Source organism: Pseudarthrobacter sp. MDT3-1, from assembly GCF_054510755.1.
Genome location: NZ_JBTNDX010000008.1, coordinates 22,763 through 42,876, shown reverse-complemented (window position 1 = coordinate 42,876; position 20,114 = coordinate 22,763). Strand labels below are relative to the sequence as shown.

General features: G+C 66.0%; 18 protein-coding genes and 2 tRNA genes. 16 read left to right on the top strand and 4 right to left on the bottom strand.

Annotation, left to right across the window (positions count from 1 at the left end):
- The first annotated feature begins 65 nt into the window (after positions 1 to 65).
- The 3 genes from ACX80X_RS08130 to ACX80X_RS08120 all read left to right on the top strand — a co-directional run bounded on the left by ACX80X_RS08130 (position 66) and on the right by ACX80X_RS08120 (position 3,066).
- The gene (locus ACX80X_RS08130) at positions 66 to 746 is read left to right on the top strand and encodes a class F sortase (protein WP_252609929.1); all 681 of its coding nucleotides are present in this window, start codon (positions 66 to 68) and stop codon (positions 744 to 746) included.
- A 43-nt stretch (positions 747 to 789) separates the two neighbouring features.
- Positions 790 to 1,842 carry a 3-isopropylmalate dehydrogenase gene (locus tag ACX80X_RS08125; protein ID WP_252601442.1) on the top strand — a complete coding sequence of 351 codons (1,053 nt, stop codon included), beginning with the start codon at positions 790 to 792 and terminating at the stop codon, positions 1,840 to 1,842.
- Between the two features lie 111 nt (positions 1,843 to 1,953).
- A complete protein-coding gene (locus ACX80X_RS08120; RefSeq protein WP_252601440.1) occupies positions 1,954 to 3,066 on the top strand; it encodes a branched-chain amino acid aminotransferase in 1,113 nt (370 codons plus the stop codon).
- Positions 3,067 to 3,171: 105 nt separating this feature from the next.
- On the opposite strand, the gene ACX80X_RS08115 is transcribed toward ACX80X_RS08120, so the two are convergent.
- The gene (locus ACX80X_RS08115; protein WP_252601437.1) at positions 3,172 to 3,774 is read right to left on the bottom strand and encodes a hypothetical protein; all 603 of its coding nucleotides are present in this window, start codon (positions 3,772 to 3,774) and stop codon (positions 3,172 to 3,174) included.
- 99 nt (positions 3,775 to 3,873) lie between these two features.
- Between ACX80X_RS08115 and ACX80X_RS08110 the strand changes: the two genes are divergently transcribed.
- Genes ACX80X_RS08110 through ACX80X_RS08095 form a run of 4 tightly spaced genes read left to right on the top strand, consistent with a single transcriptional unit; the run spans position 3,874 to position 7,775 of the window.
- Complete coding sequence (locus ACX80X_RS08110; protein ID WP_252601434.1) at positions 3,874 to 4,671, top strand: MBL fold metallo-hydrolase; 798 nt, start codon at positions 3,874 to 3,876, stop codon at positions 4,669 to 4,671.
- A 55-nt stretch (positions 4,672 to 4,726) separates the two neighbouring features.
- A complete protein-coding gene (locus ACX80X_RS08105) occupies positions 4,727 to 5,503 on the top strand; it encodes a fumarylacetoacetate hydrolase family protein (RefSeq protein WP_252601432.1) in 777 nt (258 codons plus the stop codon).
- A gap of 20 nt (positions 5,504 to 5,523) precedes the next feature.
- Positions 5,524 to 7,038, top strand: coding sequence for a glutamate--tRNA ligase (gene gltX / locus ACX80X_RS08100; protein ID WP_252601429.1), 1,515 nt, complete (start codon positions 5,524 to 5,526; stop codon positions 7,036 to 7,038).
- Positions 7,038 to 7,775, top strand: a complete 738-nt coding sequence (locus ACX80X_RS08095; RefSeq protein WP_252601426.1) for an HAD family hydrolase — start codon at positions 7,038 to 7,040, stop codon at positions 7,773 to 7,775. The genes gltX and ACX80X_RS08095 overlap by 1 nt, the downstream gene beginning before the upstream one ends.
- An 8-nt stretch (positions 7,776 to 7,783) precedes the next feature.
- Here ACX80X_RS08095 and ACX80X_RS08090 read toward each other — a convergent pair whose 3' ends face one another.
- A complete protein-coding gene (locus tag ACX80X_RS08090; RefSeq protein ID WP_252601424.1) occupies positions 7,784 to 9,178 on the bottom strand; it encodes a hypothetical protein in 1,395 nt (464 codons plus the stop codon).
- Positions 9,179 to 9,475: 297 nt separating this feature from the next.
- Between ACX80X_RS08090 and ACX80X_RS08085 the strand changes: the two genes are divergently transcribed.
- The 4 genes from ACX80X_RS08085 to ACX80X_RS08070 all read left to right on the top strand — a co-directional run bounded on the left by ACX80X_RS08085 (position 9,476) and on the right by ACX80X_RS08070 (position 13,311).
- Positions 9,476 to 9,547 (top strand) — tRNA-Gln (locus tag ACX80X_RS08085).
- 143 nt (positions 9,548 to 9,690) lie between these two features.
- A tRNA-Glu gene (locus ACX80X_RS08080) sits at positions 9,691 to 9,766 on the top strand.
- A 216-nt stretch (positions 9,767 to 9,982) separates the two neighbouring features.
- Positions 9,983 to 11,698 (top strand): dynamin family protein, encoded by a 1,716-nt coding sequence (locus ACX80X_RS08075; protein ID WP_459311710.1) that lies wholly within the window; start codon positions 9,983 to 9,985, stop codon positions 11,696 to 11,698.
- Positions 11,695 to 13,311 carry a GTPase gene (locus tag ACX80X_RS08070; protein ID WP_252601418.1) on the top strand — a complete coding sequence of 539 codons (1,617 nt, stop codon included), beginning with the start codon at positions 11,695 to 11,697 and terminating at the stop codon, positions 13,309 to 13,311. Before ACX80X_RS08075 ends, ACX80X_RS08070 begins: the two co-directional genes overlap by 4 nt.
- Positions 13,312 to 13,316: 5 nt before the next feature.
- Here ACX80X_RS08070 and ACX80X_RS08065 read toward each other — a convergent pair whose 3' ends face one another.
- A complete protein-coding gene (locus tag ACX80X_RS08065) occupies positions 13,317 to 13,856 on the bottom strand; it encodes a DUF1697 domain-containing protein (protein WP_252601415.1) in 540 nt (179 codons plus the stop codon).
- A gap of 47 nt (positions 13,857 to 13,903) precedes the next feature.
- On the bottom strand, positions 13,904 to 14,623 hold the full coding sequence (locus tag ACX80X_RS08060; protein WP_058932091.1) for an IclR family transcriptional regulator: 720 nt from the start codon (positions 14,621 to 14,623) through the stop codon (positions 13,904 to 13,906).
- Between the two features lie 113 nt (positions 14,624 to 14,736).
- Between ACX80X_RS08060 and leuC the strand changes: the two genes are divergently transcribed.
- The 5 genes from leuC (at position 14,737) to ACX80X_RS08035 (ending at position 20,114) form a co-directional block, all read left to right on the top strand.
- Positions 14,737 to 16,191, top strand: coding sequence for a 3-isopropylmalate dehydratase large subunit (leuC, locus tag ACX80X_RS08055; protein WP_252601413.1), 1,455 nt, complete (start codon positions 14,737 to 14,739; stop codon positions 16,189 to 16,191).
- A gap of 9 nt (positions 16,192 to 16,200) precedes the next feature.
- Positions 16,201 to 16,803 carry a 3-isopropylmalate dehydratase small subunit gene (leuD, locus tag ACX80X_RS08050; protein ID WP_252601411.1) on the top strand — a complete coding sequence of 201 codons (603 nt, stop codon included), beginning with the start codon at positions 16,201 to 16,203 and terminating at the stop codon, positions 16,801 to 16,803.
- Positions 16,804 to 16,961: 158 nt separating this feature from the next.
- On the top strand, positions 16,962 to 18,287 hold the full coding sequence (gene murA / locus ACX80X_RS08045; RefSeq protein ID WP_056349177.1) for a UDP-N-acetylglucosamine 1-carboxyvinyltransferase: 1,326 nt from the start codon (positions 16,962 to 16,964) through the stop codon (positions 18,285 to 18,287).
- Between the two features lie 10 nt (positions 18,288 to 18,297).
- Positions 18,298 to 19,065, top strand: coding sequence for a lysophospholipid acyltransferase family protein (locus ACX80X_RS08040; protein WP_058932093.1), 768 nt, complete (start codon positions 18,298 to 18,300; stop codon positions 19,063 to 19,065).
- Positions 19,065 to 20,114 carry an NAD(P)H-dependent glycerol-3-phosphate dehydrogenase gene (locus ACX80X_RS08035; protein ID WP_252601408.1) on the top strand — a complete coding sequence of 350 codons (1,050 nt, stop codon included), beginning with the start codon at positions 19,065 to 19,067 and terminating at the stop codon, positions 20,112 to 20,114. Before ACX80X_RS08040 ends, ACX80X_RS08035 begins: the two co-directional genes overlap by 1 nt.

Genomic DNA, 20,114 nt, shown 5'->3' with positions numbered 1-20,114 from the left:
CGTGGCCGCAAGGGCACGGCGCCTGCCGGCAAACCAGGCAAATCCGACTCACAAACGGGGTAACCATGGACAGCGATCGAAGGCTCTTCACCACCAAAAGCATCGTCTTTGTGGTGCTGTGCGGTGTGCTGGCCTACCTGGCGTTCGCGTTTCTGCCATTCCTGGCCGGGCCGGGACCGTCGCCGACCGTGACCGGGGTTGCTGTGCAGCCGACCACCCAGGCCCCAGCGCCGTCCACCCCCACGCCCTCCACGGACACCGGCGCCCCGGTCCCGGCGGGTCCGGCAGCGTCGCCGCCGCAGCGGCTGGTGTACCCGGCCGCAGACATCGATGTGGTGGTCCATCCGCTCGAACCCACGGGCGAGGACCAAGCCACCCAGACCATCGTGCCGCCCCCCACCATGGACGGCTACTGGCTGTTGCCCTACGGCGTGCCCGGAGTGGGCTCGGTCAATACCACGTACATCGCCGGGCACAGCTGGACGGACCGGGATGCGCCGTTCAACCGGCTGAGTACACACGCGGCGGCTGGTGACAGGCTGACCGTGGCCACAGCCACGGGCGAAGTGGCCTACCTGGTGGACTCGGTGACTAACTACGTCAAGTCCGGCCTCAAAGACAGCCCCATCTGGCAGGTGGCACCCCACAGGCTGGTCCTGATTTCCTGCTATACGGGTGATGCCTGGGGCACCAACGTGGTGGTGGTGGCCTCACCGGAGGACCCACTCCTCCGTCTCAGTAAATGAGACTGATTGTCCGGCATGCGGATGATCTAAATATTCTTGGAGCATGAGTGCATCCACGATCAATCTCGCTGTCATTCCCGGTGACGGCATTGGCCCAGAGGTCATTGCCGAGGCACTGAAAGTCCTCGAAAAGGCTGTCGCCGCTGAAGGCGTTGTCCTCGAGCAGACCCACTACAAGCTCGGTGCCGAGCACTGGCTGGCCACCGGCGAGACCCTTCCGGACGAGGTCCTCGCCGACCTGCGGACACGGGACGCGATCCTCTTCGGTGCGGTCGGAGCCGCCCCCGGCGACACCCGGATTCCGTCCGGCATCATCGAGCGGGAGATGCTGCTCAAGCTCCGCTTCAGCCTGGACCACTACGTCAACCTGCGGCCGTCGCGGCTGTACGGAACGGTCGGCAGCCCGCTGGCCAATCCCGGCATCATCGACTTTATTGTCGTCCGGGAAGGAACCGAGGGGCCCTATGTGGGCAACGGCGGCTCCCTCCGCACCGGCACGCCGCACGAGGTGGCCACCGAGGTCTCACTGAACACGGCCTATGGCGTGGAGCGCGTTGTCCGCGATGCCTTCCGCCGCGCCAGCGCCCGCGAACGCAAGCATGTGACCCTGGTGCACAAGCACAACGTCCTGGTCTACGCAGGCCACCTGTGGAAACGCACCGTCGAGGCGGTGGCCCAGGAATTCCCGGAGGTCACCCACGATTACCTGCATGTCGATGCGGCCACCATTTTTATGGTCACCGACCCCTCCCGCTTCGATGTCATTGTCACGGACAACCTCTTCGGCGACATCCTGACCGACCTCGCAGCAGCCATCACCGGCGGCATCGGGCTGGCGGCGTCCGGCAACATCAACATGGACCGCACCGCCCCGTCCATGTTTGAACCGGTCCACGGCTCGGCCCCGGATATCGCCGGACAGCAGAAGGCAGATCCCACCGCGGCCATCCTGTCGGCGGTGCTCCTGCTGGACCACCTCGGCTACACCGCCGCTGCCCGTAGGATCGAAGCTGCGGTGATCGCCGACGTCGAAACCCGCGACGGCGGCGCCCGCAGTACCAGCGCCGTCGGGGACGCCATCGCCGCAGCGCTCTAGGCCCGGCCGGAAGGTCCTGCCAACGGGCGTAAGCTTGTTTCGAATCACCAAATGCTGCCCTGCGGTTCAGTGTTGAACCACATTCAGAAGGCAGCCGATCGTGGAGGAACCATGACTCAGACCGCCCATGGCGTCGAATTTAACCAGCAGCTCTCGGCAACCCCGAAGTCAGCTGAAGAGCGTGCAGCCATCCTGGCCAACCCGGGATTTGGCAATTACTTCACCGACCACACCGCCGTCGTCGACTACAGCGTGGACGAGCAAGGCGAGGGTGGCTGGCACAACGCCCGCGTTGAGGCCTACGGACCCATCTCCCTGGACCCGTCTGCCGCGGTGCTGCACTACGGCCAGGAGATCTTCGAAGGCCTGAAGGCATACCGCCACGCTGACGGCTCAATCTGGACCTTCCGTCCGGAGGCCAACGCGGCCCGCCTGAACAAGTCGGCCCGACGCCTGGCCCTTCCGGAACTGCCCGAGGAATACTTCCTCGGCGCCATCCGGGAACTGGTGCAGGCGGACAAGGAATGGGTTCCCGGCGGTGACGGCGAGGCCCTGTACCTGCGCCCGTTCATGATCGCCACCGAGGCGTTCCTGGGTGTCCGGGCAGCGCGGGAGGTGTCCTTCCGAGTGATCGCATCGCCCGCCGGCAACTACTTCGGCGGCGAACTCAAGCCCGTGTCCATCTGGATCTCCCGCGAATACGCCCGCGCAGGCCGCGGCGGCACCGGTGCGGCCAAGTGCGGCGGCAACTACGCCGCCTCCCTGATCGCCCAGCAGGAAGCCGAAGCCAACGGCTGCAAGCAGGTGCTGTTCCTGGACCACTTCAACGATGACGCCGTGGAAGAGCTCGGCGGCATGAACGTTTTCTTCGTGATGAAGGACGGCTCACTGGCCACTCCCGCGCTCAGCGGGACCATCCTGGAAGGCGTGACCCGCTCCTCCGTGATGCAGGTTGCCAAGGACATGGGCCGTGAGGTGACGGAGCGCAAGATCACCCTTGATGAATGGCGCGACGGCGTGGCCTCCAGTGAGATCGCCGAGGTCTTCGCCTGCGGCACCGCAGCGGTGATCACCCCGATCGGTGTCCTCAAGGACACCACCGAATTCATCGGCTCCGAGGACGCGAAGGCGGGGGAGACCACCATGGCCATCCGCGAACAGCTCCTCGGCATCCAGACCGGAACCGTGCCGGATACCCACGGCTGGCTGACCCGCCTGGCCTAAGCACCACCTTCGCGCCCCGGCCACCACAACGCGGGGTCACTTAACGCCCGATATCCCCATCGGAATGGGCGTTAAGTGACCCCGCGTTGCTGATTCCAGGCACCCTCAGCGGCGGGCGGCCTTCCGGGCAGCGTTCTTCAGGGCCTTGCGCGAGACCGGCTTCAGGGCTTTGCGTGCCGCTTCGTCGGCCAGGGCGCGGTTGCGGCGGGCATCGATGACGTCGTTCCAGAGTGCGGTGGCGAAGGCGCCGCCGTCCTGGGCGTAAACGTCGTAGGGGTAGTCAGCAAAGATGGACGGTATGGTGCCGCCGGCGGGCAGGTCCTTCCCTGTTACCTCGGCTACGGCGTCGGCAATAGCCCAGGTCCGGGTCAGGTGCCTGGTCAGGTTGTCCTGGACAAAGATATTCGCATCACTTGCTGCGGCTGCGCGCTTCAGGAGTGACTCCAACTCTCCGGCTACGGAACGGGACGCCACTTTTTCCACCAGCTGTGAACCCGACTTGAGGTCCTCGGCGAAAGCATCGACTTCCTCGCGCCAATCGGTGGTTTCGCGGAACTTCCGCCACGTGGGAAACCAGACGATGGCCCCGGTCGCGTGGTTATGGATGTGCTGCAGGCCGCTGTTCTTCTCCGTCAGTGCGTGGTCGTGTCCCGCGGCGTCGGCGCCGGACAACAGTTCGGACAGCGAGATGGTGGGTGAAGTGCTCATGGTGGTGCCTGGCTGCTCTCTCTGGGCGGTGGGTTCACCAGCCATAACCCGCCCCGGGGGTGCGGTTATTCCGTGCCGTCCTGATGCGAAGATGGTGCAGTGAACTCCACCTCGAGCGGCATTCCAGTCGCTGCCAGCCCACTGACGGCTTTCTTCCTGGCACCCAACCCCGGGCCCATGAGCCTGGACGGCACCAATTCGTACGTCATCTCCGCCCCCGGCGCCAGTACATCCGTGGTGGTGGATCCGGGTCCGGCGGACGAGGGCCACCTTCGCCGCCTCGCAGATGTGGGCCCAGTGGAACTCATTCTCGTGACGCATCGGCACGCCGACCACACGGCAGGCTCCCAGCGGCTCCATGAGCTCACCGGCGCCCCGGTCCGCGCGGTCGATCCCCGGCACTGCCACGGTGGCGGCGGGCCCCTGCAGGACGGCGAAACCATCCAGGCGGCGGGAGTGACGGTCCAGGTTCTGGCCACGCCGGGCCACACCTCCGATTCCGTATGCTTCCACCTTCCCGACGACGGCCCACATGGCTCTGTGCTGACCGGCGACACCATCCTGGGCCGCGGCACCACGATGCTGGACTACCCTGACGGCAGGCTGGGGGACTACCTCGAGTCCCTGGACCGGCTCGAAGCCCTCGGCCCGGCCACCGTCCTGCCGGCCCACGGGCCTGTACTTCCCTCCCTGGAGGCCGTTACCCGCGCCTACCGCGAGCACCGGTACGAAAGGCTGGGGCAGATCCGCGCGGCGCTGGTCCTGCTTGGCGGGGACGCCGCGGTGGCGGCCGTGGCAGACGCCGTGTACGCCGACGTCGAACCTTCCGTCCGGCGGGCAGCCGAAATGTCGGTTGCCGCGCAGCTTGACTACCTCCGTGGGATGCCCGGCGCCTGACAGTAAGACGTGACGCAAGGGCAGGGCGGCCGCTCATGACGGTAGGCTAGCAACCATGCGTATTGCCAGGTTTGTAGTCGATTCTGATCCCCTCTACGGCGTTGTTGAAGGCGAGCCCGGCAGTGAGGAAATCACTGTCATCAACGGCGATCCCTTCTTCAATGGGGTGGAGCGCACCCATGTCAAGCACAAGCTCGAAGACGTCCGGCTCCTGGCGCCGATCATTCCCCGCAGCAAGGTGATCGGCGTGGGCCGCAACTTCGCCGAGCACGCCGCCGAGCTGGGCAACGAAGTCCCGCAGCAGCCGCTGCTGTTCCTGAAGCCGAACACCTCGGTCATCGGCCCGGGCGACCCTATTGTGCTGCCGGAATTCTCTGACGAAGTCTCTTTCGAAGCCGAGCTGTGTGTAGTCATCGGCCGGATCTGCAAGGACGTCCCGGAAGGCCGCGTGGACGACGTCATCTTCGGCTACACCTGCGGCAACGACCTCACCGCCCGCGATGTCCAGAAAACGGACCTGCAGTGGGCCCGTGCCAAGGGCTTCGACACGTCGGCACCGCTTGGACCCTGGATCGAGACCGAGCTGGACACCGAAGACCTGGCCATCAAGGGCTGGCTCAACGGCGAACTGCGCCAGGACGGCAGCACCAGCCAGATGATCCGCGGCGTCCGGGAAATCGTCTCAATCGTGTCCCACGCCTTCACCCTGCTTCCGGGCGACGTCATCATGACCGGCACCCCGGCGGGCGTTGACCTCGTCACCGCGGGGGACCGCTTTGACGTGGAGATCGAGGGCATCGGACGACTGTCCAACCCGGTGGTCCGCCGCTGACGGGTAAAGTTGGAACCACTATGACTACTGCCTCCGCGCTGAACCCTGCCGCCATCCCGTCCGTCACCGCCGACACCCCCGTCCGGGTGCGGTTCTGCCCGTCACCCACGGGCACGCCGCACGTTGGCCTGATCCGCACGGCGCTGTTTAACTGGGCCTATGCCAGGCACACCAAAGGCACCCTGGTCTTCCGCATCGAGGACACGGACTCGGCGCGGGACAGCGAAGAAAGCTACCACCAGCTGCTGGACGCGCTGAAGTGGTTGGGCATCACCTGGGACGAGGGTGTCGAAGTGGGCGGCCCGCACGAGCCGTACCGGCAGTCCCAGCGCAGCGACATCTATCAGGATGTCATCGCACGGCTGAAGGCCGGCGGCCACATTTACGAGTCCTACTCCACGCCCGCTGAAATCGAAGCCCGCCACCGTGCGGCCTCCCGCGACCCCAAGCTGGGTTATGACGGGTTTGACCGTCACATCACCGAGGAACAGCTGGCCCAGTACAAGGCTGAAGGCCGCCAGGCCGTGCTGCGCCTGCGGATGCCGGACGAGGACCTCACGTTCAAGGACCTCGTCCGCGGCGAGATCACGTTCAAGGCCGGCTCCGTGCCGGACTTCGCGGTGGTCCGTGCCAACGGCGCGCCGTTGTACACGCTGGTAAATCCGGTGGACGATGCCCTGATGGGAATCACGCACGTGCTGCGCGGCGAAGACCTGCTCAGCTCCACGCCCCGCCAGATCGCCTTGTACCGTGCCCTCTACGCCATCGGCGTGGCCGAGTACATGCCGGAGTTCGGCCACCTTCCCTACGTCATGGGCCAGGGCAACAAGAAGCTCTCCAAGCGCGACCCCGAATCCAGCCTGTTCCTGCACCGCGAACGCGGCTTCATTCCCGAAGGCCTTCTGAACTACCTGTCCCTCCTGGGCTGGTCCCTGAGCGCCGACGAGGACATCTTCACTGTCAAGCAGCTCGTGGAGCACTTCGACATCCACGATGTGCTGGCCAACCCGGCACGTTTTGACCTGAAAAAGGCAGAGGCCATCAACGGCACGCACGTCCGGCTGCTTGAGGCGGCCGATTTCCGTGCGCGCCTGGTGCCGTACCTCAGGGCCGCGGACCTGGTCGGAGAGATCCTCACGGACCGGGAGGAAGAGATCCTCACCGAGGCCGCACCCCTCGTCCAGGAGCGGATCACCCTGCTGGGGGAGGCCCCGGAAATGCTCGCCTTCCTGTTCAAGGCCGACGACGCGATCGACGTCGCAGACGACGCCCGCAAGGGCCTGCCCGCCAACCTGACCGAAGTCCTCGACGCCGCCCTTGCTGCCCTTGAGCCCATTCAGGACTGGAACCCGGAGGAGATCCAGACGGCCCTGAAGCAGGCACTCGTGGAGGATCTCGGGCTGAAGCCGCGGCTGGCCTTCGGTCCTGTCCGCACGGCCATCTCCGGGCGCCGGATCTCGCCGCCCCTCTTCGAATCCATGGTGCTCCTGGGCAAGGACTCGTCCCTGAGCCGGCTCCGCACCTTCCGCGGCTGATGTCTACCACCGGCACCACGGCTGACGGAGTCCTGAGCACACGCTTCGGGTCCATCCGGGGCGTCCTCTTCGACATCGACGACACCCTGGTGGACCTCGAATACGCCATGACTACCGCCCTGCGTGAGGTCAGCGAGCACCTCCTGCCGGGTCTGGACCAGACCGGGTGGGAGCGTTTCGGCAGGATCTTCACGCACGAGACCACGCACTACTACGACCGGTACCTGGCGGGGGAGCTGACCTTCAACGACCAGCGCCTCCTGCGGGGACGCGCCGCCCTGGGGCACTTCGGTGTGGATCTTGCCGACGGCGAAGAAGCGCACGGGTGGCTCTCGGCCTACGGCCGGCTGCAGCCCACGTATGTGCGTGCCTTTGAGGACGTGCTGCCGCTCCTGGACCTGCTGGACGCTGCCGGCATCCCCTACGGTGCCGTCAGTAACAACGTGCACGACTACCAGCGGGCCAAGCTCGACGGCGCCGGCCTGGAACGCGTCCGCCGCCTGGTTGGCACGGACACGGTAGGCGTTGCCAAGCCCGAGCCGGCCATCTACCTCGAAGGCGTCCGCCTGCTGGGGACTGCCCCGGAGGAGACCCTCTACGTTGGGGACAACAGAATGCTGGACGCAGAAGGTTCGACGGCGGCGGGCCTGGTAGGCGTCTGGCTCAACAGGGTGGGGGAGCCTGCGCCGGATTTCTCCGGCCACAAGGTCAGCTCGCTGGGGCAGCTGCTGGGCTGACCGGCCGCTTACTCCGCAGACTGCAGCCTTCGCCTGTTCCACAGCACCATGTAGATGCTCACGGATCCGAGCACCAGCACAGCAACCAGGCCGAGAGCAACGGCGGTATCCGACTTCCCCACCATACTGGTGGGCGAGATGGCCGCTGCGCTGGAGTACAGGGTGTCCGTGCCAGCCGCAATCCGGGCATTGCCATCAGCAAGTTTCTGGACACCGGTGGCCAGCTCTGTCGATCCCGAGGCCAGCTTGGTGTTGCCTGTGGCCAGCTCCGAAGCGCCCGCAGCCAGTGCCTGGGAGCCGTGGAGCAGGCCAGGGTTTGACGGATCGGCCGGATCGCCCTTGATCCCGGCATTCAACGCCACCGTGCCGTCCGCCAGCCGTGAGCTGCCCTCCGTGATCTTGGCGACGGCTTTGATCAGGCCCGGGCGGTCGGCATTGCCAGGCACGCCGTCCATACCAGTGCGGATCTGGGACGTTCCGGTGGCCAGCAGTTCGGTACCCAGCACAACGCCGGGGTTGTTGGGATCGCGGCTGTTGAGCTTTCCACCCAGCGTGGCGAAGCCGGCGGTGAGACGCCCTGTTCCCGTGTGCAACTGTGCCGCTCCTTCATTGAGCTTCCCGGCACCAGCCTGCAGTTGCTGCGCCCCGGCGTCGAGCTTGTGGGCTCCAGCGGTGATATTGGTGATCTTGTCCTTGACAACGGACAGTGGAACCAGCCCCTGAAGCGGGTCCGACGCTGCCGCTTCCAGCAGCTCAAGGGCCTGTGCCAAGGCCGCCGTGCCAGTGCCCGCCTCGGGGGAGTTGTTCGCTCCCCGGTAGCCTTTCAGCTGGGCCGTTCCGGCGGCCAGCTCGCCGGTTCCGGAGGCCAGACGGCCCGCACCTGCATTCAGCGCAGTCGCGCCGTCGGCCAGGTTGTTCTCGGCGTTTCCGGCGGCCGAAGGCGTCAGTGCCGCGGCGAGCTGGGTGGCTCCGGCGGCGAGCTTTCGGGCGCCATCGTCCACTTTGTACACGCCGGGCGCGAACTTGTTGTTGACGTCAGTTTCGATCTTGACAGCGCCAGCGGCGAGTTGGTCTGCACCGGACTGCAGTTTTTCAGCGCCCGGGGCCAGCTTCTCGCTGACTCCCAGGGAGACTTTGTCGGCGCCGGAGGAGAGCTTGCCGGCACCGGTGTCTGCCAGGCCCGCGCCGGCCGCCAGCTGACCGGCGCCGTCCTTGAGCTGCTCAGCGCCGGCCGAGGCCTGGCCCGCACCGTCCATCAGCTTGGCCGATCCGTCGGTGATCCTGCCGGTGACCAGGGTGTAAAATCCAAGCAAAGCAATCAGCGTCAGGGCCAGGACGGCGATGGCTAGCTGCTGTGCCCGGGTTCGGGTCTTGGTGGGCGCGGCGGCACGACTTTGTGTCACGGTGGGTCCTCTCGACGGTTTGCCGGCAGTGTGAAATCTGCCGGCCACCCACCTGGACCAGGGGCGGCAGTCCGGACGAAAATCTAAATTCCGAAGTGCCTGCAGCAAAGGCAGAGGGTGGTTACTCTCGGGTAACTTACCGAGAGTAAACTTATTCCGGGTGATCTGGCAAGGGGTTCGGACCTTGGGTCTTCGGTGCCGATTTGTGCCAGCCCAAAGTCTCGGGTAGAGTAATTTCTCGTGCTGAGGCGCACGGAGCAGGGCTTGAAGCCCGAAACTCCGGCCCGAAAGTATCATTGGGATATGGTGTAATTGGCAACACTACGGTTTCTGGTACCGTCATTCTAGGTTCGAGTCCTGGTATCCCAGCTCTGTTTGGTCGCAGGCTAACCGCGGCAAATCAGTGGTTTCAGATCGGTTCGCCGATTTGAAACGCGCGCTGAGTGTATGAAATACTCACTTAGCAAACCGGCCTGGCGCCGGTTGGAAGTGAAAACTTCCTGGAAGTACGCGGCCCCATCGTATAGCGGCCTAGTACGCTGCCCTCTCACGGCGGTAACGCGGGTTCGAATCCCGCTGGGGTCACCAACGAACGGTCCCGGGCATCAGCCCGGGGCCGTTTTTTCGTTGTGGAGGCTGCGCTGCGGGATATAGGACAAAGCCGGGGCCCGGTGGAACAGCCGGCGCAACTGGCATGATGATCCTGTGACCTCCTCAGACGGGCTTCGTCCCACGCAGCCTCCGCCGCCTAAGCGCGCACCGCGAACTCAGCCGGGCCGGCCCGACGCGGCATCGGAGCCAGCCGTGGCCTTGCTTGAGGCCGTGCGTGGGGATCTGTCCGCCGTGTCGTTGCCGCTCGCCCTTGCGGACGTGGAACAGGCGCGCCAGGACACTCGGAACGCCGTCGCCCAGCTGGACGATTACATCCTGCCGCGGTACCGCAGCCTGGACGCGCCGCTGCTTGCCGTCGTCGGAGGTTCCACCGGTGCCGGCAAGTCAACGCTGGTGAACGCCTTGGTGGGGCACCCGGTCACACGCTCCGGGGCCATCAGGCCCACCACCCGGCAGCCAATTCTGCTGCACCACCCGGCCGATGCGGGCTGGTTCGAAGGCCACCGCGTGCTGCCCACCCTCAACCGGATCCGGGGCACCGTCTCCAGGGAACCCGTTCCGGCCAGCCGGGCCGGCGCAACACCCGATGCGGAAGCCATTTCCTCCCTGGTGCTGGTAGCGGACCAGGCTGTTCCGCAGGGGATCGCACTGCTTGACGCCCCCGACGTCGACTCTATTTCCGACGACAACCGCAGGCTCGCCGGTCAATTGCTGGCCGCCGCGGACCTCTGGGTTTTTGTGACCACCGCCAACCGCTACGCGGACGCGGTCCCGTGGAAGCTTCTCCTGGACGCGTCCTCGCGGGACATCATGGTGGCCGTGGTCCTGGACCGTGTGTCGGCGGAGGCGGAAGCCGAAGTCAGCGCCGACCTCCGCACATTGCTGCAGAAAGAAGGCCTCGGCGATGCCGGACTGTTCATTGTGCCGGAGACGGACCTGGACCATCTTGGCATGCTGCCAACGAGCGCCGTGGAGCCGCTGCGGCGCTGGCTGCAGGAACTTGCTGCCGACGCCGCTGGGCGGTCCGAAATTGCCCGCCGTACCCTCAACGGGACGGTGAAGGCGTTGGCCGGGCGGGTCGGTTCCGTGGCGCACGCGGTCCAGGGGCAGGAGCGTGCCGCGGCCTCGCTCCGTGCAGGCGCTGAGGCCGCCTATCGCGATGCCGGGGCCCGGATCCTGGACGCAACAAAGGACGGCGCCCTCCTCCGTGGCGAAGTACTGGCGCGCTGGCAGGACTTCGTTGGAACAGGGGAATTCTTCCGGGCGTTGGAGCAGAACATCGGACGGCTGCGGGACCGCGTGGGAGCGTTCTTCCGGGGCGAGCCGACGCCGGCCGTCCGGGTTGAGGCCGCCATCGAAACGGGGTTGCAGGCCGTCATCCTGGACGAGGCCGCCAACGCCGGCGAGGAAACCGACGAGCGGTGGCGCTCGGACCCGGCCGGCCGCGAGCTCCTGGGGACGGAGGATCTGTCCGGCACCAGCCCCGGCTTTGCCGATGCGGCCGCAGCGGAGATCAGGGCCTGGCAGGCCGGCCTGATGGAACTGATCCGCACGGAAGGGCAGGGCAAGCGCACGCAGGCCAGATGGCTTTCCTTCGGGATTAACGGGCTGGGTGCCGCACTGATGATCGTGGTGTTTTCCATGACAGCCGGCCTCACCGGGCTGGAGATCGGCGTCGCGGGCGGTACCGCCGTCGTCGGCCAGAAACTGCTCGAGGCAGTGTTCGGCGAAGACGCGGTCCGCCGACTTGCGAAGACTGCGCGGGATGACCTCCATGCCCGTTGCCAGCGGCTGCTGCAGGCAGAGCAGCAGAAATTCATCCAACGCCTGCCGGAGGGCGGCGCGGTCACCGGCCGGATCCTGACGGGCCACGCCGCTGCCCTGGCCCGGCTGGCGGACAAGGCATGAGCCGCCACAGCGTAGCCCGTGAAGCGTCGCAGCTGGACCGCAGGCTCGAAGCCCTCAACGATGCCCGTGAACTCGCCGAAGGCGTCTTACCGGATGCTGCACTCGAGGAGGTGTTCCAGCTCCTGGAACGCGCGAGCTCCCGGCGGTCACTGTCGGCTGATCACACCGTTGTTGGGTTCTTCGGTGCCACCGGCAGCGGAAAATCGTCACTCTTCAACGCGGTCAGCGGCGCTGAAATCGCGACGGCGGCCGCCCGCCGGCCCACAACGTCGGAACCTTTGGCTGGTGTCTGGGGAGCGGACGGCAGCGAGCCGTTGCTGGACTGGCTTGAGGTGGGCAACCGCCACCATGCGGAGCCCGTGGCAGGTTTCGCGGACGAGCGCACGGGGCTGATCCTGCTGGACCTGCCGGACTTCGACTCCACCAGGGCCGCGAACCGCGAGATCGTGGAGCGCATGGTTGGCCTGGTTGATGTCCTGGTCTGGGTACTGGATCCGCAAAAGTACGCCGATGCGGCGGTCCACAACGATTTCCTGGCGCCCCTGTCCGCGCATGGCGCCGTGACCCTGGTGGTCCTCAACCAGGTGGACCGCTTGCCCGAACGGGACGTGCAGCCTGTGCTGGAGTCCTTGAAAGGGATCCTTGCCCGCGACGGGCTGGGCAAGGTCCAGGTCCTGGGCGCATCCGCCCTGAAGGGCACCGGCGTGGACAAAGTCCGGAGTGCCATCCGACATGTTGTGGTGCAGCGCCAGGCGCTTTCACAGCGGCTGGCCGCTGACGTTTCACGGGCCTCCGGGCAACTCAGGGAAGCCGCCGGCGCCGGGGAAGCCGCCGGTGTCAGGCCGGCGTCGAGATCCCGGCTCACCGATGAGCTGGCAACGGCCGCCAACGTGCCCGTGGTGGTGGACGCAGTTGCGCGGTCCTACCGCATCGAGTCGACGCGCCGCACGGGGTGGCCGGTGACGCGGTGGCTGGTGCGGTTCCGGCCTGATCCGCTCCGCCGGCTCAATCTGAGAAGTTCTTCTCCGTCCCAACTTAACCGGACCTCGCTCCCGGCCGCGGGCGCCCCGGAACGCGCCCGGACGGATGCTGCTGTCCGTGAGTTTGCGGACGCGGCGAGTGCGGGCGCACCCGGACCGTGGCGTGCCGCGATCAGGGGTGCTGCCCGGGAGGGGCGGGAGGCGTTGCCGGATGCCTTGGACCAGGCCATCGCAGGCACGGACCTGATGGCGTCCCGGAAGTCCTGGTGGTGGGGCATGTTCAACGTGGTCCAGTGGCTCGCGCTGCTGACAGTCCTGGGCGGCCTGGGCTGGCTCGGCGTGCTGGCAGGACTCGGCTATCTACAACTGCCAGTCCCCGAGGTTCCGAAGGTGGAAGGCTGGCCCCTGCCGACGCTGATGATTGGCGGCGGCGTGGCGCTGGGGATCTTCCTGGCCCTGACCGGAAAGTTCATTGGGTCAGGAGCCGCGAGGGCGCGTGCAGCCAGGGCCAGGAAACGGCTGCGGGCAGCGGTGGGCGAGGTTGCCCGGGACTTCGTAGTGGAGCCGGTTGAAATTGAGGTCAGCAGGCTCGCGTCCTTCAACGCCGCACTGAAGGTCGCGGGCGGAAACTAAGGTAGTTACACCAGTGCGGTTGCGGCGTCCCTGACCTTGATCAGCGTCCGCAGGTTCCGGGTGGTAGTGGTTGCCTTGAACCTGGCCTTGGACGAAATCTTGCTGAACGGGCTGTCCAACGTCCCGCCGGCCGGAGCCAGCCAGGCCAATGCCTCCGGGCCGAGGCGTTTCTGCTGGGTACCTTCAAAGGCTGCGCCGGCGGCTTCAAGCTCATTGAGCATGGCGGTGTCCGATGCCAGCGTGATGTAGGTGTGCGTTGCCTTGTCGTCTGCCGGATACGGGCAGGCCGCCACGAGTTCGGAGACCCGCCGTGCCGTGAGGACAACCACCCAGGCCTCGTAGCCGAAGGCGTCACGCAGGAACTTTTCAAAGGTCTGCTTGACCGCGGCAGGATCCTCGTCGCTGGCAAGCACCACATTGCCGCTGGCCAGCAGTGTCCTGACGTCCGCGAACCCCTGCGATGCAAGCGCAGTCTTGAGGTCCGCCATCTTGATGTTGATCCCGCCGACATTTATCCCGCGGAGGAAGACTGCGTAGCTGTTCATGCCGACAGCCTAGCCGGGGGCAGCCAGGCCTGGACGGAGGCGAGCCTTCAGTCGTTGCCCTTGCGCAGGGCCTCGGTGAGGATCCGCGCGGCGTTGCAAACCACCTCGGCGTGGAGGCGGCCCGGCTGGCGGGTGAGCCGCTCGATGGGGCCGGAGATCGAGACCGCGGCGATCACGCGTCCGGACGGTCCCCGGACCGGTGCCGAGACTGAGGCGACCCCGGGCTCGCGTTCGCCGAGGCTCTGTCCCCAGCCCCGCCGTCGTACGCCTGCCAGCACGGTGGGCGTGAATCGGGCGGCCTGCAGGCCCTCGAGAAGCCGGTCGTGGTCTTCCCAGGCGAGCAGCACCTGGGCGGCGGAGCCGGCCTTCATGGAAAGCTTGGTGCCGACGGGGATGGTGTCGCGCAGGCCGATGGGGCGTTCCGCGGAGGCGACACAAATACGCCATTCGCCCTGGCGGCGGAAGATCTGGGAGCTTTCGCCGGTAGCGTCGCGCAGCTGCATCAGGACCGGCCCGGCAGAAGCGATGAGACGGTCCTCGCCGGCGGCGGAGGCCAGCTCCACCAGGCGGCTGCCGAGGACAAACCGGCCCTGGATGTCGCGGCTTACCAGCCGGTGATGGATCAGGGCCAGGGCGAGCCTGTGCACCGTGGGCCGGGCCAGGCCCGTGGCGGCCACCAGCTGTGCCAGCGTGGTGGGGCCGGCCTCCAATGCATCAAGCACATGGGCCGCTTTATCAATGACACCGACTCCACTAGAATTGTCCATGTAATGATATTGCCGTCTCATTATCTGAGATGCAAATCTTTGGGCTGGCACAAAATGCAGCCCTGCTGGTTCAGTGGAACCAAACAGCCAAACAGCAGTGAAGGGAGATGGCCGTGGCAAAGACACTGGCCGAGAAAGTCTGGGACGCACATGTGGTGCGCAAAGGCGAGGGCGAAGGAGCCAATGCCCAGCCCGACCTCCTCTTCATTGACCTTCACCTTGTCCATGAGGTGACTTCTCCGCAGGCCTTCGAGGGCCTGCGCCTGGCCGGCCGCAAGCTGCGCCGCCCGGACCTCACCATCGCCACGGAGGACCACAACACTCCCACGCTGGACATCCACAAGCCCATTGCCGATCTCACCAGCCGCACGCAGATCCAGACGCTGCGCAACAACTGCGCGGAGTTCGGCGTCCGCCTGCACTCTCTCGGCGACGCGGAACAGGGCATTGTGCACGTGGTTGGCCCGCAGCTTGGCCTCACGCAGCCTGGCATGACCGTTGTCTGCGGTGACTCCCACACGTCCACCCATGGCGCGTTCGGTGCCCTGGCCATGGGCATCGGCACGTCCGAAGTGGAGCACGTCATGGCCACCCAGACGCTGTCCCTGAAGCCGTTCAAAATCATGGCCATCAACGTCGAAGGCACGCTGCGCCCGGGCGTTACCGCCAAGGACATCATCCTGGCCGTGATTGCCAAGATCGGCACCGGCGGAGGCCAGGGCTACGTCCTGGAATACCGCGGTTCCGCCATCCGCGCGCTGTCCATGGAAGCCCGCATGACCATCTGCAACATGTCCATCGAAGCCGGTGCCCGCGCCGGCCTGGTGGCCCCGGACCAGATCACCTACGACTACATGAATGGCCGCCCGCACGCGCCACAGGGCGCCGACTGGGATGCCGCCGTCGAGTACTGGAACACGCTGAGGACCGACGACGACGCCACGTTCGACGTCGAGGTGGCCCTGGACGCCGACACGCTGGAGCCGTTCGTCACCTGGGGCACAAACCCAGGGCAGGGTGTTTCGCTTTCCGCCAAAGTGCCGTCCCCGGAGGACTTCGGCGACGAAAACGCCAAGGCTGCCGCCGAACGCGCCCTGCAGTACATGGGATTGACCGCCGGTACGCCCATGAAGGAGATTCGGGTGGACACGGTCTTCCTGGGCTCCTGCACCAACTCACGCATGGAGGACCTCCGCGCCGCCGCGGACATCATCCGCGGGCGCCAGAAGGACCCCAATATCCGGATGCTGGTGGTACCCGGTTCGGCCCGCGTGCGGCTGGAAGCAGAGGCCGAAGGCCTGGACAAGGTCTTCAAGGACTTCGGCGCCGAGTGGCGCTTCGCCGGCTGCTCGATGTGCCTGGGCATGAACCCGGACCAGCTCGAGGTGGGGGAGCGTTGCGCCTCGACGTCCAACCGTAACTTCGAAGGCCGGCAGGGCAAGGGCGGCCGCACCCACCTGGTCTCGCCTGTGGTGGCAGCGGCCACGGCCATCCGTGGCACCCTGAGTTCGCCGTCGGATCTCGATCCGGCCCCCGAATCCGCCGCCATCCGCACCGACGCAGCCTAGGAGGCCGCCATGGAAAAGTTCACCACCCACACCGGCATCGGCGTCCCGCTGCGCCAGAGCAACGTTGACACGGACCAGATCATCCCCGCGGTCTACCTCAAGCGGATCACCCGTACCGGCTTCGAGGACGCACTGTTCTCCGCCTGGCGCAAGGACCCGGCCTTTATCCTGAACCAGGCGCCGTTCAACGCCGGCTCCGTTCTGGTGGCGGGCCCGGATTTCGGTACCGGTTCGTCCCGTGAACACGCCGTCTGGGCTTTGAAGGACTACGGCTTCAAGACGGTCCTGTCTTCACGTTTCGCCGATATTTTCCGTGGGAACTCCGGCAAGCAGGGGCTGCTGGCCGCCGAGCTCGCCCAGGACGATATCGAGCTGATCTGGAAAGAACTGGAAAACGCACCAGGCACCGAAGTCTCCGTTGACCTCGTTTCAAAGACTGTTATCTGCGGCAGTATCGTCGCGCCTTTTGAAATCGACGATTACACACGCTGGCGCCTCCTGGAAGGCCTGGACGATATTGGCCTGACGCTCCAGCACGAAGAGGACATCACCGCCTTCGAGGCCACCCGTCCGGCCTTTATGCCCAAAACGCTTCCGGCCCGCCTTTCCTGAGCGGGAGCGCGGAATTTCCCGCCCCGGACGGAGCCGCCTGTACAGCGCCGCGCCGGAGGCTTTCGGCGCCCGTATTTCGGTTCGGTAACGCAACCTCCTATGCTTAGCTGGAGCCTTTGCAAGGATTTTGGGGCGAGTAATCGTAAGGAAACCGGTATATGAGTAGTGTTCTGACAATCCGCGGCGGAGTCCCGCTTACAGGCCGCGTCAGCGTCCGGGGAGCCAAAAACCTTGTTCCCAAGGCCATGGTGGCAGCATTACTGGGCAACGAGCCGTCGGTGTTGCGGAACGTTCCGGAGATCAAGGACGTCGAGGTTGTCACCTCGCTCCTGCAGCTGCACGGAGTGACGGTGGTCAAGGATCCCGTCAGCGGTGACCTCACCCTGGATCCGAAGGCGGCCAAAACCGCCCCGAGCACGGCGATCGATGCCCACGCCGGTGATTCGCGTATCCCCATCCTGCTCTGCGGACCCCTGATCCATGCGATCGGTGAGGCCTTCATTCCGGACCTTGGCGGCTGCAAGATCGGTGACCGGCCCATCGACTACCACCTGAACGTGCTCCGCCAGTTCGGCGCCGTGGTGGAAAAGCGCCCGGGCGGCATCCACATCTCTGCGCCCAAGGGCCTGCATGGCGCCAAGATCAATCTGCCCTACCCCTCGGTGGGTGCGACGGAGCAGGTGCTGCTCAGCGCCACCCGCGCCGAAGGGATCACGGAGCTTTCCGGCGCTGCCACGGAACCTGAGATCATCGACCTCATCGCAGTGCTGCAGAAGATGGGCGCCATCATAAGCGTCCAGACCGACCGGACCATCCGCATTGAAGGCGTCCGGGACCTGGGCGGCTACAACCACCGTGCCCTCTCGGACCGCAACGAATCGGCGTCGTGGGCTTCGGCAGCACTGGTGACCCGCGGTGACATCTTCGTCGAAGGCGCCTCGCAGCGGGACATGATGACGTTCCTGAATACCTACCGGAAGGTAGGCGGCGGCATGGACATCGGCGAGGACGGCATCCGCTTCTACCACCGGGGCGGCAAGCTCAACCCTCTGGTCCTGGAAACGGATGTGCACCCCGGCTTTATGACCGACTGGCAGCAGCCGCTGGTGGTGGCCCTGACCCAGGCCGAAGGCGTGTCGATCGTTCACGAGACCGTCTATGAAAACAGGTTCGGCTTCACCGACGCGCTCATCCGGATGGGCGCGAGCATCCAGGTGCACCGCGAGTGCCTGGGCAGCGTGCCGTGCCGCTTCGGCCAGCGCAACTTCCTCCACTCCGCCGTCATCTCCGGTCCCACCCAGCTCAAGGGCGCCGACATCGACGTACCGGACCTGCGTGGCGGCTTCAGCCACCTGATCGCGGCGCTGGCCGCTTCGGGCACGTCGCGCGTGACCGGGATCGACATCATCAACCGCGGCTACGAACGTTTCACCGAAAAGCTGTCCGGCCTCGGCGCCGACTTCGACATCACCTCGACAAAGTAGCGGTGGGTACGTGAAGGAAACGGCCAAGAGCCAGGCCACATTCGTTGTGGTCGCGGCCATAGTGCGCACGGTGCTGAACGCAATGATGAACAAGAAGTGGGAAGGCCTCGAGAACCTCCCCGCCGGCGGGTTTATTGCCGCGCCTAACCATTGCACGGAAATCGATCCGCTGATCGTGGGGCACATTCTCTACAACCAGAACCGCGCCCCGCACTTCCTGGCGAAGGCCGGGCTGTTCAAGGTTCCCGTCCTGGGCGCGGTCCTGCGGGCCACCCGGCAGATCCCGGTGGAACGCTCGACGGCGGGAGCGAACCGCTCGCTGCAGCTCGCCCAGGAGATTGTGGCGGACGGCGGGGCCATCATCATCTACCCCGAAGGCACACTCACCCGCGATCCCGCGCTGTGGCCGATGAAGGGCCACACCGGCGCTGCCCGCCTTGCCTTGGAAGGCGGCATTCCCGTGGTACCGATCGCGCACTGGGGCGCCCATGAGGTGTTCCCGCGTTATGCGAAGCGGTTCCACCTTTTCCCGCGCAGGACGTCCAGGGTGATGGTGGGCAAGCCCGTTGACCTCAGCCAGTTCATGGGCCGGCCACTGGACAAAGCAACGCTGACCGCGGCCACCGAGAAGATCATGGATGCCGTGACCGGTTTGCTGGCCGACATCCGCGGGGAGGAGCCGCCCGCTGAACGCTGGGACCCTTCCAAGCACAATCAAGCCACGCACGGTCGCTTCGTTGTGCGGGAAAATCCTGACGACGCTGCGGATGCCACCTGATGGCTGACGGAAGCCGTCAGGGTTCCGCCCGGTCTGTCGCCGTCCTGGGCGCCGGTTCCTGGGGTACCACGTTCGCCAAGATCCTCGCCGATGCGGCTCGGGCAGCGGGGGAACAGCGGAGCATCCGGATCTGGGGCCGACGCAGCGAAGTTGTGGAGCAGATCAACAGCACGCACCGAAACGTCCAGTACCTGAAGGACACAGAGCTGCCGCCCAGCATCACAGCGTCCACAGACGTCAGCGAGGTGCTGGCGGGCGCGGACCTGGTGGTCCTGGCCGTTCCTGCACAGTCACTGCGACTCCAGCTCCGTGAATGGAAGCCGCTGATCGCCGCTGACGCCATGGTGGTGTCCCTGATGAAGGGCCTGGAGCTCGGCACGGACTCCCGGATGAGTGAGGTGATCAGCGACGAACTGGGGATTCCCAAGGACCGCATTGCCGTGGTTTCCGGTCCCAACCTGGCCATGGAGATCGCCCGGGAGGAACCGACTGCTTCTGTGGTGGCCTGTTCCGATGCGGCGGCCGCGGGCTGGATCGCGAGGAGCTGCACCGCACCGTACTTCCGTCCGTACACCACGGCGGATGTCGTCGGTGTGGAAATTGGCGGCATCGTCAAGAATGTCATAGCGCTGGCCGTGGGCATCTGTGAAGGTAAACAGATGGGGGACAACACCAAGGCCTCCGTGATCACCCGAGGCTTGGCCGAAACATCCAGGCTCGCCCTTGCCCTTGGTGGCGAGGCACGGACCATGGCCGGGCTGGCGGGCCTGGGGGATCTGGTGGCGACGTGTTCCTCGCCTCTGTCGCGAAACCATACGGCTGGCCGGTTGCTGGGCCAGGGACTCACTCTTGACGAGCTGGCACTGAAGATGACCCAAACAGCCGAAGGCATCAAATCCGGCCAGGCCGTGCACGAGCTAGCGGGGAAACTGGGCGTCGAGATGCCCATCACCGCCGCCGTCGTTGCCGTCCTGGCCGGCAAACTGTCCGTTGACCAACTGGGGCCGCTGCTGCTGGCCCGGGACCTGAAACCCGAAGGCGATTACTGA